Source organism: Pseudonocardia sp. C8, from assembly GCF_014267175.1.
Taxonomy (GTDB): Bacteria; Actinomycetota; Actinomycetes; order Mycobacteriales; family Pseudonocardiaceae; genus Pseudonocardia.
The window spans coordinates 2205484-2219620 of the sequence record NZ_JACMTR010000002.1 but is presented as its reverse complement, the minus strand read 5'-3'; the positions used below and the strand labels follow the sequence as shown (position 1 = coordinate 2219620).

General features: G+C 74.4%; 13 protein-coding genes. 8 read left to right on the top strand and 5 right to left on the bottom strand.

The features are described from left to right. The first annotated feature begins 5 nt into the window (after positions 1–5). From pqqA to pqqE, 5 genes are all read left to right on the top strand, one after another. Positions 6–98, top strand: a complete 93-nt coding sequence (gene pqqA, locus H7X46_RS30605) for a pyrroloquinoline quinone precursor peptide PqqA (RefSeq protein WP_186359310.1) — start codon at positions 6–8, stop codon at positions 96–98. Between the two features lie 72 nt (positions 99–170). Further along, a complete protein-coding gene (gene pqqB / locus H7X46_RS11015) occupies positions 171–1097 on the top strand; it encodes a pyrroloquinoline quinone biosynthesis protein PqqB (protein ID WP_186359309.1) in 927 nt (308 codons plus the stop codon). Positions 1098–1100: 3 nt separating this feature from the next. Further along, positions 1101–1817: a pyrroloquinoline-quinone synthase PqqC gene (gene pqqC, locus H7X46_RS11010; protein ID WP_370588706.1), complete on the top strand. Its 717-nt coding sequence runs from the start codon at positions 1101–1103 to the stop codon at positions 1815–1817. Between the two features lie 79 nt (positions 1818–1896). After that, positions 1897–2178, top strand: a complete 282-nt coding sequence (pqqD, locus tag H7X46_RS11005; protein WP_186359308.1) for a pyrroloquinoline quinone biosynthesis peptide chaperone PqqD — start codon at positions 1897–1899, stop codon at positions 2176–2178. Beyond that, positions 2175–3275 carry a pyrroloquinoline quinone biosynthesis protein PqqE gene (gene pqqE / locus H7X46_RS11000; RefSeq protein ID WP_370588705.1) on the top strand — a complete coding sequence of 367 codons (1101 nt, stop codon included), beginning with the start codon at positions 2175–2177 and terminating at the stop codon, positions 3273–3275. The genes pqqD and pqqE overlap by 4 nt, the downstream gene beginning before the upstream one ends. 39 nt (positions 3276–3314) lie before the next feature. On the opposite strand, the gene H7X46_RS10995 is transcribed toward pqqE, so the two are convergent. Beyond that, positions 3315–4343 carry a sodium:calcium antiporter gene (locus tag H7X46_RS10995; RefSeq protein WP_186359307.1) on the bottom strand — a complete coding sequence of 343 codons (1029 nt, stop codon included), beginning with the start codon at positions 4341–4343 and terminating at the stop codon, positions 3315–3317. Positions 4344–4632: 289 nt separating this feature from the next. Between H7X46_RS10995 and H7X46_RS10990 the strand changes: the two genes are divergently transcribed. Then, positions 4633–5010, top strand: a complete 378-nt coding sequence (locus H7X46_RS10990) for an FKBP-type peptidyl-prolyl cis-trans isomerase (protein ID WP_186359306.1) — start codon at positions 4633–4635, stop codon at positions 5008–5010. Between the two features lie 62 nt (positions 5011–5072). On the opposite strand, the gene H7X46_RS10985 is transcribed toward H7X46_RS10990, so the two are convergent. Continuing rightward, a complete protein-coding gene (locus H7X46_RS10985) occupies positions 5073–6170 on the bottom strand; it encodes a TerC family protein (protein ID WP_186359305.1) in 1098 nt (365 codons plus the stop codon). Between the two features lie 350 nt (positions 6171–6520). Between H7X46_RS10985 and H7X46_RS10980 the strand changes: the two genes are divergently transcribed. Together H7X46_RS10980 and H7X46_RS10975 are read left to right on the top strand one after the other, a co-directional pair. Continuing rightward, entirely contained in the window at positions 6521–9565 is a 3045-nt protein-coding gene (locus H7X46_RS10980) for an ATP-binding cassette domain-containing protein (RefSeq protein ID WP_186359304.1), read from the top strand. Further along, positions 9562–10464 (top strand): ABC transporter permease, encoded by a 903-nt coding sequence (locus tag H7X46_RS10975; RefSeq protein ID WP_186359303.1) that lies wholly within the window; start codon positions 9562–9564, stop codon positions 10462–10464. Before H7X46_RS10980 ends, H7X46_RS10975 begins: the two co-directional genes overlap by 4 nt. 42 nt (positions 10465–10506) lie before the next feature. Here the strand turns inward: H7X46_RS10975 and H7X46_RS10970 are convergent, their stop codons facing one another. From H7X46_RS10970 to H7X46_RS10960, 3 genes are all read right to left on the bottom strand, one after another. Then, on the bottom strand, positions 10507–11274 hold the full coding sequence (locus tag H7X46_RS10970; RefSeq protein ID WP_186359302.1) for an acetoin reductase: 768 nt from the start codon (positions 11272–11274) through the stop codon (positions 10507–10509). A gap of 205 nt (positions 11275–11479) precedes the next feature. Continuing rightward, positions 11480–12754, bottom strand: coding sequence for a GAF domain-containing protein (locus H7X46_RS10965; protein ID WP_186359301.1), 1275 nt, complete (start codon positions 12752–12754; stop codon positions 11480–11482). A gap of 77 nt (positions 12755–12831) precedes the next feature. After that, positions 12832–14112, bottom strand: coding sequence for a glycosyltransferase family 87 protein (locus H7X46_RS10960; protein ID WP_186359300.1), 1281 nt, complete (start codon positions 14110–14112; stop codon positions 12832–12834). Positions 14113–14137 lie beyond the last annotated feature (25 nt).

Below are 14137 nucleotides of genomic sequence, written 5' to 3'. Positions count from 1 at the left end.
CACCCGTGGAGCCCACCACCGTGTGGGAGGCGCCCGAGTTCGAGGAGATCGGCTGCGCCCCCGAGGTGACGATGTACATCGCCCGCACCGAGGGGTGACCCGGTGACACCGCAGGGGCGCCGGACGGCCCGTCCGGCGCCCCTGCCGGTGCGGCGCACCCGAGGAGGAGCATGAGGCTGCAGGTACTGGGCTCGGCCGCCGGCGGCGGCTTCCCGCAGTGGAACTGCGGATGCCCGGGCTGCCGCGCGGTGCGCGACGGGTCCCGGCCCGCCACGCCGCGCACCCAGTCGTCGATCGCGATCACCGCGGGGGACGGCTGGTGGCTGGTCAACGCCTCCCCCGACGTCCGGACCCAGCTCGCCGCCACGCCCGCGCTACACCCCGGCGGGGACCGGACCACCCCGCTGCGCGGCGTGCTGCTCACCGATGCCGAGATCGACCACACGCTCGGCCTCGTCCTGCTGCGCGAGGGCGGCGGGGTGCACCTGCACGCCACCGCGGCCACCGAACGCACCCTGCGCGCGGGCACCGGGCTGCTGACCACGCTGGAGCGGTTCTGCCCGGTGACCTGGACGCCGGTCGAGCCCGGCGTCGAGGTCGCGCTCGGGACCGGGCTGACCTACCGGGCGTTCGACGTGCCCACCAGCAAGCCCGACCGCTTCGGCACCTCGCGGAGCGCAGGCGGAGCGAGCATCGACGACACGGCTCCGGTTCCGGGCCGGGTCGTCGGGTACCGGTTCACCGACACCGCCACCGGCCGCTGCGCCGTCCACCTGCCGGGGGTGCAGGCGCTGACCCCCGCGGTGCTCGACGAGATCACCGGGGCCGACCTGCTGCTCCTCGACGGCACGACCTGGCACGACGACGAGCTCGTCCGGCTCGGGCTCGCGGCGAAGACCGCGCACGACATGGGGCACCTGCACGTCGGCGGCCCCGGTGGCAGCCTGGAGGTGCTGCGCCGGCTCGGGCCGGCCCGGGTGGTCTACGTCCACGTCAACAACACCAACCCGATCCTGCTGGACGACTCCGACGAGCGTGCCGAGGTGGAGAAGGCCGGGTTCGAGGTGGCCGTCGACGGCCTGGAACTGGAGGTCTGACCCGTGACCGCACTGACCGACCGCCCCGGCGCGCCCGCCGGTGAGCTCGTGGACCGGCTGCGGGCGCACGCCCACGCCTACCACAGCACGCACCCGTTCCACCTGCGCATGAACGCCGGCACGCTCACCCCCGACCAGATCCGCGGCTGGGTCGCGAACCGGTTCGCCTACCAGGAGGCGATCCCGGTCAAGGACGCCGCCATCCTGTCGAACTGCCCGGACGTCGCGGTCCGGCGGCGCTGGATCCGGCGGATCCTGGACCACGACGGCACCCCCGACCGCGCGGACGGCCCCGCCACGGGCGGCATCGAGGCATGGCTGCGGCTCGCCGAATCCTGCGGGCTGACCCGGGAGGAGGTCCTCGACCACCGGCACGTGCAGCCCGGTGTCCGGTTCGCCGTCGACGCCTACGTCACCTTCGCCCGCACGCGGCCGTGGGTGGAGGCGGTCGCGTCGTCGCTCACCGAGCTGTTCGCCCCGGACCTCATGGCCGAGCGGCTCGCCGCCTTCGAGCGCTACTACACCTGGATCGACCCGACCGGCCTGCAGTACTTCCGGAACCGGCTGGTACAGGCGCCGCGCGACTCCGAGCACGCGCTCGAGGTCGTCGTCGCGCACTGCCGCAGCGCTGCCGAGCAGGATGCCGCGGTGGGCGCGCTGTCCTTCAAGTGCGACGTCCTGTGGACGATGATGGACGCCATCGACCATGCCTACGCGTGACGCCACCGCCGCGGCCTCCGTGCCCCCGCCGCGGGACGCGCCGGGCGGTGCCGCGCGGCACCGGACACCGGGAGGCGCGATGCGGGAGATCAGCGGGGACGCCCGGCCCCGGCTCGGGCCGCACGTCCGGATGCGCCCGGACCGGGCCACCGGCGGGTACGTGCTGCTCGGGCCGGAGACCGTGGTCGTGCTGAACCAGACCGGGCACGCGGTGCTGCGCCTGTGCGACGGGGAACGCACCGTCGACCAGATCGTCACGTCCCTGGTCGCCGGGTTCGACGGCGCCGAGGAGCAGACGATCCGCGGGCAGGTGCACGACTACCTGGCCCGGCTGGCCGACCGGAACCTGGTGGCCCTGTGACCGCCCCGGTGACCGGGACCGCGCCCCGCCCGTTCGGCCTGCTCGCCGAGCTCACCTACCGCTGCCCGCTCGCCTGCGCGTACTGCTCGAACCCGATCGAGCTCGCCCGCTACGCCGACGAGCTCGGCACCGCCGACTGGCAGCGGGTGTTCACCGAGGCGGCCGACCTCGGCGTCCTGCAGTGCCACCTGTCCGGCGGCGAGCCGCTGCTGCGCCGGGACCTGCCCGAGCTCGTCCGCACCGCGAACCGGCTCGGCATGTACACGAACCTGGTCACCAGCGCCGTCGGCCTGTCCCGGCCGCGCGCGGTGGAGCTCAAGGAGGCCGGGCTGGACCACGTGCAGATCAGCGTGCAGGCCGACGAGCCCGCCACGTCGGACCGGATCGCCGGGCTCCGGTCGTTCGACCGCAAGGTGGCCGCGTGCCGGCTGGTCCGGGAGCTGGGGTGGCCGCTGACGGTCAATGTCGTCCTGCACCGGCAGAACATCGACCGGATCGCCGCGATCCTCGACCTCGTCGAGGATCTGCAGGCCGACCGCGTGGAGCTGGCCAACACCCAGTACTACGGCTGGGCCTGGCGGAACCGGACGGCGCTGCTGCCCTCGCGCGCGCAGCTGGACCGCGCGGAGGAGGTCGTCACCGCGGCCCGGGAGCGGTTGCGCGGCCGGATGGAGGTCGTGCACGTGCTGCCGGACTACTACAGCCGCTACCCCAAGCCGTGCATGGGCGGCTGGGCGCAACGGCAGCTGACGGTGGCCCCGGACGGTGACGCGCTGCCCTGCCCCGCCGCGCAGACCCTGCCGCTGCCCCGGGCCTCGGTGCGGGAGGCGTCGCTGGCCGACATCTGGACCTCGGCGCCGCTGTTCACCGCCTTCCGTGGCGAGGGCTGGATGCAGGACCCGTGCCGGACCTGCGACCGCCGGGAGGTCGACCTCGGCGGGTGCCGCTGCCAGGCGTTCCAGCTGACCGGGGACCCTGCGGCGACCGACCCGGTGTGCCACCTCTCCCCCGAGCACCACCGCGTCGAGGCCGCGGTCGCCGAGGCCAACCGCCCGGAGCCGGTCGACCTCGAGCTGGTGCCCCGGCCGCACCGGTAGCCGGCGGAGGAACGGCACCGTCGGACGCCGGCGGTGCGCTCAGCCGGTCTCGACCGGCACCATGCCGAAGACCACGAAGCTGACGGCCCAGTAGACGACGTAGGCGGCCAGCAGCACGACGCCGTGCCAGCGCCGCAGCCGTCCCGTCCACAGCGCGAACGCGGCGAACCCCACTAGGGTGACCAGGGCGGGCAGGTGCCAGACGAACACGTCCGGGGTCACCTCGATCTCGCCGCCGGCCAGCACGATGATCCCGAGCTTGGCGCTCACCGAGAACACGACCGAGCCGATCACGTTGCCGACACCGATCAGCGGCGTGCCGCGGCGCGCGGGCTCGACGGTGAGGAAGATGTCCTCCAAGGTCAGGACCAGGGTCGCGATGGTGGCGCCGAAGACCGTTCCGGCGATCCCGAAGTCCTCGAGGATCCCCTCGGTGCCCTCGGTCATCACCCACGCACCGACGACCAGACCGGCCAGTGACAGGACCGCGAGCCCGAGCAGTGCCCAGCCGGGCAGGTGCTGCTTGGAGGTGAGCTCGATGCCGCCGGTGCGGGACGGGTCGTCGGGCACCGTGCCGCCGTGGTCGGTCCCGGCCCGTTCCAGCACGTCGGTGTCCCGGAACACCGGGACCGCCCGCCTGCGCTCCTGCACGGCGATGTAGGCCACGAACGCCACGAACAGCGCGATGAGCAGGATCGCCAGGCCGGTGCCGACCTCGCCTGCGAACGCCAGCCCCACCAGGACCAGCGGGGACAGTGCGAAGATCGCCAGGTAGTCCCGCGGGATGTCCACCCGGCACGGCACCAGCAGCGCCGCCAGCGCCAGCACCACACCGACCATCGAGATCACGGTGCCGAAGACGACGCCGAGCGCCACCTCCTCCATGCCCTCGAGGTTGAGCGCGACGCCGAAGACCAGGTCGTCGAACTCGATCCCGGTGAAGATCACCGCGAGCAGGAAGACGGAGATCGCGAGGCCGCGCGCGGCCCCGACCAGGTAGGTGATGAGCTTCTCCGCGCTGTAGATGAGCAGCGCGGCGCCGGCGGCGAAGACCAGGACCGACATCATCGTCGGGTCGCACCTCCCGTCGCCGGACGGAGGATCACGCGCGGCCGGCCGGCGAGCTCGTCAGGGTGGACCCGGCCGGATGCCGCCGGCCGGGGAGATACATGCTCGCAAACCCAATGTCGCGCGTCACAACGATCCTGGTGCGACCTGACCGAACGGACAGGCCCGGACGGCGGCCGCCCGCCGGCCGTACGGGGTGCGGGGGCCGGGCGGATCCGGTCCGGTGGTTCTGGCAGGGTCGCGCGGGACAGCCGACCGCAGTCGGAAGCCCGCACCGGGAGCACCCACCGTGACCGCACCGCAGAAGCCCACCGTCGAGACCGTCGACGGCCCGCTGCCCACCGAACTGGTGACCGAGGATCTGAGCGTCGGCGACGGCCAGGAGGCCAAGCCGGGCGACAACGTGGCCGTCCACTACGTCGGCGTGTCCCAGTCCACCGGCCGCGAGTTCGACAACTCCTACGACCGCGGCCAGCCTCTGCGCTTCGGCCTCGGGGCCGGCCAGGTCATCTCCGGCTGGGACACCGGCGTCACGGGGATGCGGGTCGGCGGCCGCCGCCGGCTGGTCATCCCGCCGCACCTCGGCTACGGCGCCCGCGGGGCCGGCGGGGTCATCGCCCCGAACGAGACGCTGGTGTTCGTGGTGGACCTGGTCGGCGTGAGCTGACCGCCCCCGGACGCGCACCGGCCCGGGCAGGAGTCCTGCCCGGGCCGGTGGTGGTCCGGTCGTCAGTCGCGCACCGACGGCGGCGACACGTGGTGGTCGGCCTTCTCGTCCTCGGCGGCGAGCCGGGCGGCCTCCTCCTTGGAGCGCGCCAGCGGCGGCGCGGAGAGCGCGCCGTGCTGGTCGGCCAGCTCCGGCTTGATCCGGACGGCGACGAGGCTCGCGATCGTCGTGATGGCCAGCACGCCGATGATGACGCTCAGCGACAGCCCGATCCCGATGTCCGGCACGTGCAGCGGCTCGCCGCCGTTGAGGAACGGCAGCTCGTTCTCGTGCAAGGCGTGCAGCGCGAGCTTGACGCCGATGAACGCCAGCAGCACCGCCAGGCCGTAGGACAGGAAGACCAGCTTGTTGAGCAGGCCGCCGAGCAGGAAGTAGAGCTGCCGCAGGCCCATCAGCGCGAACGCGTTCGCGGTGAAGACCAGGTACGCCTCCTGGGTCAGCCCGAAGATCGCCGGGATCGAGTCCAGCGCGAACATGATGTCGGTCATGCCGATCGCGACCATCACGATCAGCATCGGGGTCAGCCAGCGCTTCCCGTCGATCTTCACGGTGGTCTTCGCGCCGTGGTAGTCGTCGGTGACCGGGAAGACCTTCCGCATCCAGCGCAGGAGCCGGCCTTCCTCCCACTCCTCGTCGTCGCCGCCGGCGGCCTGCTTGACCAGCGAGAACGCGGTGTAGATGAGGAACGCGGCGAACAGGTAGAAGACCCAGCTGAAGCGCTCGATGACCGCGGCGCCGGCCGCGATGAAGATGCTCCGCATCAGCAGCGCGATCACGATGCCGACCAGCAGCACCTTGTGCTGGTGGACCACCGGCACCTTGAACGCCGACATGATGATCAGGAAGACGAACAGGTTGTCGACCGAGAGCGAGTACTCCGTCAGGTACCCGGCGAAGAACTCGCCGGCGAAGGTGCCTCCGGCGAAGTACCAGACGCCGAGTCCGAACGCGACGGCGAGCGCGATGTAGAAGACGACCCAGCGGGTCACCTCGCCGAGGGTGACGGCGTGCGGCTTGTGGTCGTTCAGCCAGAGGTCGGCACCGATGACGACGACGAACGCGCCGATCGTCACCAGCCAGAGCCACAGGGGGACGTTCACGTAGTTCCTCCAAGAAGACCAGGGCAGCATGCGATGTGCCCGAGGTCTCTCCCACCACGGCGCGCGTGCGCCTGGCGTGGCCGATGATGCCGGGGTCCACCCGGCACGCTGCCGGGACTCACCGTGTTGACGACATCACCGCGAGCGGGATACTCCCCTGCGGTTCGCGGGAAGTGTCCCGCGTCCGGCCGCCCGGGCGCGAGCGCAGGTGACCGACCGCACCCCGCCGACACCCGATCGGGTCACCTCGGTGTCCGGTATGCCGGGATTCTCGTGGCGGGAGGACCGTCCCGGACGCCGTACCCGGTACGCGGCGGCGCGCACCCCGTCTCCTGCGTAGTTTCGACGGGGTGCACCCGCGTCCCCGGAACCACCGGGTCCTCGCCCCGACGATCGCGGTCGCCGTCGTCGGGCTGCTGCTCTCGTTCGCGCCGGCCGCCACCGCGGCGACCGCCGGGACGGTCGCGGTCACCGCGGAGCGGGTCGCGGTGCCGGCCGGGCCCGGCGAGCCGGGGACGGTCGAGCTCGACACCTCGCTGTACGTCCCCGCCTCCGCCACCACGGCCACCCCGGCGCCCGCGCTGCTGATCGCGCACGGGTTCGGCGGCAGCAAGCAGTCCGTCGACCGGGACGCGCGCGAGCTGGCCGCCCGCGGCTACGTCGTGCAGACCTGGACCGCCCGCGGGTTCGGGACGTCCGGCGGCGCGATCGGGCTGAACGACCCGGCCCGCGAGGTGGCCGACGCGTCCCGGCTGCTCGACCGGCTCGCCGTCCGGCCCGAGGTGCAGCGCGACGGCGACCGCGATCCGACGGTCGGTGTCACGGGCGGCTCGTACGGCGGCGCGCTCGCCCTGCTGCTCGCCGGGTACGACGCCCGGGTCGACGCGATCGCCCCGGTGATCACCTGGAACGACCTGGGGCAGGCGTTGTTCCCGAACAACGCCGTCCCGGCCGGGTCGGCGCCGGCAGCCACCCCCGCCGCCGGTGCGGGAGCACCGGACGGGGTGTTCAAGCGCGGGTGGGCCGGCGTGTTCTTCGGCTCCGGCGGGCGGGTCGCCGGCGGTGGCGGGCCGCCGGCGGACGAGGGCGCCGGTGGGTCCGGCGGGCTCGGCGGATCGGGCTCCGGCGGCCTCGGCGGCGGGTCGGGGCCCGCCGGGGCGGAGGACCCGGGTGCGACCGACCCCACGGGCGGATCCGGTGGTTCCGACACCACGGGCGGATCCGGCGGTGCCGGATCGGCCGGGAGTTCGGCCGCGGGCGCGGCCGGCCCCGCACCGGGCGCGCCGGGGGCCGCCGGACCGCAGCTGACCTGCGGCCGGTTCGCCCCGGACGTCTGCGCGGCGTACGCCGAGGCCACCCGGACCGGGCGTGCCTCCCCTGCGCTGGCGGAGCTGCTGCGCCGGTCCTCCCCCGCCACCGTCACGGACCGGATCGCCGCGCCGACGCTGCTGGTGCAGGGCGAGCAGGACACCCTGTTCGGGCTCGACCAGGCCGACGCCAACGCCCGCCAGATCGCCGCGCACGGCACCCCGGTGTCCGTGCTGTGGTTCGCCGGCGGGCACGACGGTGCGGGCCCCGGCACCGACGTGCGAGCCCGGATCGGGGACTGGTTCGACGCGCACCTGCGCGGGCGCCCGGTCGCCGACGCCGAGTCCGGGGACCTCGCCGGGACCACGTTCGCCTACCAGGTGCGGAGCAACGTCCGGACCCGCAGCGACACCCCGACCGGGCGCACCGTGCTCGCCGACGGGTACCCGGGCCTCGGCGCCGACCCGGTCGTCCCGACCGCGGTGCCGCTCGCCGGCGGCGAACAGGTCGTCGTGCACCCGCCGGGCGGCACCCCGGCCGCGGTCACCTCGCTGCCCGGCCTCGGCCGGGCACTCGGCTCGCTGGGCTCGCTCGGGGCGATGGCCGGGCTCGCCACGCCCGGCCAGTCGGCGCGGTTCACCTCGGAGCCGGTCGCCGAGGCCATGCAGCCCTCCGGGGCACCCCGGGTGACCGTGCGGGTGTCGCGGGTGCCCGGCCAGCCGGCACCGGAGACGGCGGTGCTGTTCGCCTCGGTCACCGCGCTGTCCCCGGACGGGCGCAGCACGCTGCTCGGCAACGCCGTCGCCCCGCTGCGGGTCACCGTTCCCGCCGACGGCACCCCGGCCGAGGTCACGGTGACGCTGCCCGGCGTCGTCGCGCCGGTGACCGCGGGCAGCCGGTTGCAGGTCCGGTTCGCGACGACCGACCAGGGCTACGAGTCGGGCGCCGACCCGGCCGTGTGGCGGATCGGGCTCGCCGGGCCCGAGCTGTCGGTGCCGCAGGTACCCGGCCGCGCCGAGTCCGCCGTCACCGTGCCGCTGTGGCCGGTCCTGGGCATCGCGGGCGTGCTGGCGGGGGCGCTGCTGCTGTGGGCGGTCGCCCGGGCCCGGGCCCGCCGCGCCGAGGCCGCCGACGACACCGCACCCGGCACGGACGCGCCCCCGCTGGAGGTCACCGGGCTGGCCAAGACCTACCGCAACGGGTTCCGCGCCGTGTCCGACGTGACGTTCACCGTCCCCCGGGGCGCGGTGCTCGGCCTGCTCGGCCCGAACGGGGCCGGCAAGACGACCGTGCTGCGGATGCTGATGGGACTGATCACGCCGACGTCCGGGGAGATGCGGGCGTTCGGCCGCCCGGTCCGGCCGGGTGCGGCGGTGCTGTCCCGGATCGGCGCGTTCGTGGAGGGCCCCGGCTTCCTGCCGCACCTGTCCGGCGCCGAGAACCTGCGGCTGTACTGGCAGGCGACCGGCCGGCCGCCGGAGCAGGCCCGGATGGCCGAGACCCTGGAGATCGCCGGGCTCGGCGACTCCGTGCACCGCAAGGTCGGCACCTACTCGCAGGGCATGCGGCAGCGGCTCGCGATCGCGCAGGCGATGCTCGGCCTGCCGGAGCTGCTGCTCCTCGACGAGCCGACCAACGGGCTCGACCCGCCCCAGATCCACGCGATGCGCGAGCTGCTGCGCCGCTACGCCTCCGCCGGGCGCACCGTGCTGGTGTCCAGCCACCTGCTGGCCGAGGTCGAGCAGACCTGCACCGACGTCGTCGTCATGCACCGCGGGACGGTCGTCGCGTCCGGCACGGTCGCCGAGCTGACCGCGTCCGGCGGCGGGTCGTCGTTCACCGTCGACGCGACCGACCGGGCGGCCGAGGTGCTGGCCGGGATCGACGGGGTCACGGACGTGATCACCGGGGACGAGCCGGGTGTGGTGCACGCGCACCTGAACGGCACCGCGCGGGCCGACGCCGTCGCCGCGCTGGTCGGATCCGGTGTCGCGGTGAGCGCGGCCGGTCCCCGCGGCCGGCTGGAGGACGCGTTCCTGGACCTGGTGGGCCCCGAGGGGCGTGACGTGAGCGGGAGCACCCCATGAGCGACGACGAGCGTCCACTGTCCACCCGGCGCGGCCACGTCGGTGACCTGGTCGCCGGGGACTCGGCACCCCCGGCCCGTCCGGGCCGGACGCTGCCGCTGCGGACCGAGCTGGTCCGCCAGCTCGAACGCCGCCGGACCCAGGTGGCGTTCGCGCTGGTCGTCGCCATGCCGGTCATCCTGTGGGCGGCGTTCTCCCTCGGCAGCGACGACGACGGCGCCGCGAGCGGCCCGAACCTCGTCGACCTGGCGTCGGGCAGCGCCGCCAACTTCGCGGTGTTCACCCTGTTCGCGTCGGCGAGCTTCCTGCTCGTGGTGCTGGTGGCGCTGTTCTTCGGGGACACGGTGGCCTCCGAGGCGTCGTGGTCGTCGCTGCGCTACCTGCTGGCGATACCGGTGCCCCGGGCCCGGCTGCTGCGGCAGAAGGCGGTCGTCGCCGGGTTCCTGTCGGTGGCGGCGTTGCTGCTGCTCCCGGTCGCGTCGCTGGCGGTCGGGGCGCTCGCGTACGGCGCCGGGGACCTGGTGTCCCCGATCGGCGAGTCGCTGCCGTTCCCGACCGCCGTGGGCCGGGTCATGCTCGGGGCGGTCTACGTGATCGTCCAGCTGGGCTGGGTCGCCGGGCTGGCGCTGCTGCTGTCGGTGAGTACCGACGCGCCGCTCGGCGCCGTCGGCGGGGCGGTGATGACCTCGATCGTCTCCCAGATCATCGACCAGATCGAGGACCTGGGTGTCATCCGGAACTTCCTCCCGACCCACTACGGCGACGCCTGGTCGGCGCTGCTGGCCCGCGACGTCGACTGGACCGACATGACCTACGGCGTGTTCTCCGCGGTCTGCTACGCCGCCGCGTTCCTCGGGCTCGCGGCCTGGCGGTTCACCCGCAAGGACATCACGAGTTGAACGGTTCCGGGCCGGGGCGCACCCACCCGGCCCGGAACCTGGTCACACCATGACGATGCCGCCGTCGATCATGACGGACTGGCCGGTCATGTAGTCCGAGTCCGGGCCGGCGAGGTAGGAGACGAACGCGGCGACGTCGTCGGCGGTCTGCACCCTGCCCAGCGGGATCATCTGGGAGTACTCCTCGAGCGTCTCCCCCTTCGCCGCGCCGCTGCGGGCACCCATCTGCTCGTCGATCAGGTCCCACATGTCGGTGCCGACGATGCCCGGGCAGTACGCGTTGACCGTGATCCGGTGCGGGGCGAGCTCCTTCGCCGCGGCCTGGGTGAGCGCGCGCACCGCGAACTTCGTCGCCGAGTAGTGGCCCAGCAGGTCGAACCCGGAGTGCCCGGCGATCGACGCCGCGTTCACGATCTTCCCGCCGGTGCCGCGGTCGATCATCACCCGGGCCGCGGCCTGCAGGCAGTAGACGACGCCGAACACGTTGACCTCGAAGATCTTCCGCAGGTCGTCCGGGGTGACCTCGAGCAACGGCTTGACCTGCGCGATCCCCGCGTTCGCGACCATCACGTCCAGGCCGCCGAGGTCGTCGACGACCTGGTTCACCAGCGCGGTGACCGCGTCCGGGTCGGTGACGTCGGCCGGGTAGGCCCGCGCGGTCCCGCCTGCGGCGCCGATCTCGTCGGCTACGGCGGACGCACCACCGGCGTCGAGGTCGTTGACGGCGACCGCGTGCCCGTCACGCGCCAGCCGCAGCGCGATCCCGCGCCCGATACCCCGGCCCGCTCCGGTGACCACGGCGACACCCATGTCGGCTCCCTCGTCTCGACGGCGCGGCGCCGGACCCCGCCGGCGGCCGGTACGGCCGGGACGGACCCGGCCCGTGCCCCGAGAGTTCACTCCCGTGACACCGGCCGCGGCCAGCGTTGCAGTGGGGTTGCAACCGTCCCGCTCAGGAGGTGGCTCGGCGGGAACGGTCGATCGCGGTCGCAGCCGCGGAGCGCGGCCGGGCCGATCAGGAGTCGCGGAGCGCGGCGATGCCGGGGGCCGCGGAGTCGCGGACGACCCGACTCTCCCGCAGCCCGGTGAGGTCCAGCTCGACCTCCGGGGCGATCCGGTACGGCCGGGCCAGCAGGATCCCGCCGAGACCGCGCCGCAGGCGGGACATCTCGGCGCGCACCGTGACCAGGTGCGCCCGGTCGCCGTAGAGGCTCTCGGACAGCGCGGCGGAGTCCAGGCCGGCCGTCCCGGCCCGGGCGAGGAGAACCAGCACCTCGGCGTGCCGGGTCGACAACGGGTGCACCCACCGCGAGCTGCCCTCGACGACGGCCTGCGGCGGCCGCGCGTCGAGGTCCAGGCGCAGCCGCATCCGCGAGGAGCCGGAGTCGGCAGGCCGCAGCAGCCAGCCGCCCGGGACGGGCTCCGGCAGGCACGGGCCGATGCCGTGTACCGCGATCAGCCGGTCCGCCGACGGCGCCGCGACCCGCTCCACCCCGGGCAGGCCGGTGACGGCGGCGACCCAGCCGTGGTCGTCCACGACGAGGCCGGGCCCGGACGTACCGGCCAGCATCGGGGCGCCGATCGTGCGGAGCGCCTCCAGGCGCGCCTCGTGCCGCTGCCAGAGCCCCGCCTCGGCGAGCCGGACGGCCGTGTTGACCAGCGCGACCGTCGTCGGGTGGATGGTCTCGGCGGGCCCGGACACGTCGACGACACCCAGCAGCTCCCCGCTGCGGGGGTCGTGCACCGGGGCCGCCGTGCAGGTCCAGCGGTGGTGGCTGCGGACGAAGTGCTCGGCGGAGAAGATCTGCACCGGGCCGCCCTCGGCGAGTGCGGTGCCGATGGCGTTGGTGCCGACCGAGCACTCCGACCAGTTGGCGCCCTCGGTGAAGCCGAGCCCGTCGGCGCGCCGCCGGACCGCGGTGGACCCCTCCCGCCACAGCAGCACGCCGTCGGCGTCGGTCACGACCATCACGTGCCGGGCGTCCTCGGCGACCGAAGTGAGGGCGGAGCGCAGGGCGGGCAGCACCGGGACGAGCGGGGACGTGCTACGCCGCTGCTCGACCTGCCCGGCGTCGAGCGGGCCGGGCGGGTCACCGGCGTCCGGGTTCACGCCCTGGGCGCGGACCCGGTCCCAGGAGCGGGCGATGAGCCGCCGCGCCCGGTCCGGGGCAGCGTCCCCGGAGAGCACGGCGTCGTGCAGCTGGGACAGCATGCGCGCGTGCCGGCCGAGATCGGTTCCCGGACGCACCGCACAGATGCTCGCCTGCTCCCGGACGTCGTCGTCGGCCACCGGCACCTCCTGGCCCCAGGTTAGAGGCGGGGTGTGGCCGGCGCCATAGGGGTGCGGGTGTCCGCCGCACCCTCCGGTCAGGCCCCGACGTGCAGCCGCTCCGGGCCGGGCGCCTGCGGCCCACCGGGCCGGCCCGGCCCCCGGGTCACGTACCAGCAGCCCAGCCCGAGCGCGACGGTGGCCGGGATGACGTAGCTGGCGCCGAGCACCTGCTCCCACAGGTTCCACTTCATCTCGACGCCCCACACGTTCGGCATCCAGCGGAACGGCGCGATGTAGAAGATCGCGGCGATCGCGGCGGCGAGCCCACCCCAGACGGCCGACCGGTACCGCAGCGCGTGCCCGGCGAGCCCGATCAGGGCCGGCACCACCCAGACCCAGTGGTGCGACCACGCGGTCGGGGTCGCCATGAGGACCACGGCCGCGGTCGCCGCCAGCGCCACCACCGGCTCCGTCCGGCGGATCACCGGGATCGCCAGCGCCAGCAGGACGCCCACGATCACCAGCCACAGCACCGTGAACCACGGCGCCGGGACCTCCTGGCGGGCCAGCACCGCCTGCACGGTCTCGTTCGAGAAGAACGTCGAGCCGCTGACGTCCGCCGCAGGGCCGCCGACGAACCAGTACCGGACCGAGGAGTCGGCGTCGGCGAGGAACCCGAGCCCGGTGGCGACGACCCCGGTGGCGACGGCGACACCGGCCGCCTTCCAGTCCCGGCGCACCAGGAAGAACAGGATGAACCCGCCGGGGGTCAGCTTGATCGCGGCGGCCAGGCCCAGCAGCACGCCGCGCGGCCACCGGGCCCGGGGCGCCAGGCAGTCGGCCAGCACGAGCACCATCAGCACCAGGTTGATCTGGCCGAACGCGTACGTCTGCGCCACCGGCTCGATCAGCAGGGCCGCGGCCAGCGCCGGGACACCGAGGACGAGCGGGGACCGCCACCCACCGGCCGGCCAGGCCACCCGGATCGCGATCGCGACGCAGAGGGCCAGCGACACCGTCGACACCACGAACTGCAGGGTGAAGGCGACCGGGTAGGGCACGAGCGACAGCGGCACCATCGCCAGCGCGGCGAACGGCGGGTAGATGAACGGCAGCAGCGGGCCGTTCATCGGGGGCGGCAGCGGGCCGTACATGTCCCCGCCTGCCAGCCACACCTGCACGCCGATCCGGTAGATGTCGAGGTCCAGCGCGTAGTTGCCGAGCCGGATCCACGACCAGAACAGCGACACCGCGAGCAGCGGCACCGTGAACCAGAGCGTCGTCCACGCCACGGCCAGCGACCGCAGCCGGGGCACGACCCCGGCGCCGGGACCGGCGGGCACGTCCGGATCGGGCGTGATGCGGGTGACGGTCACGCGGGGCTCCTCCGCTGCGCGCCCG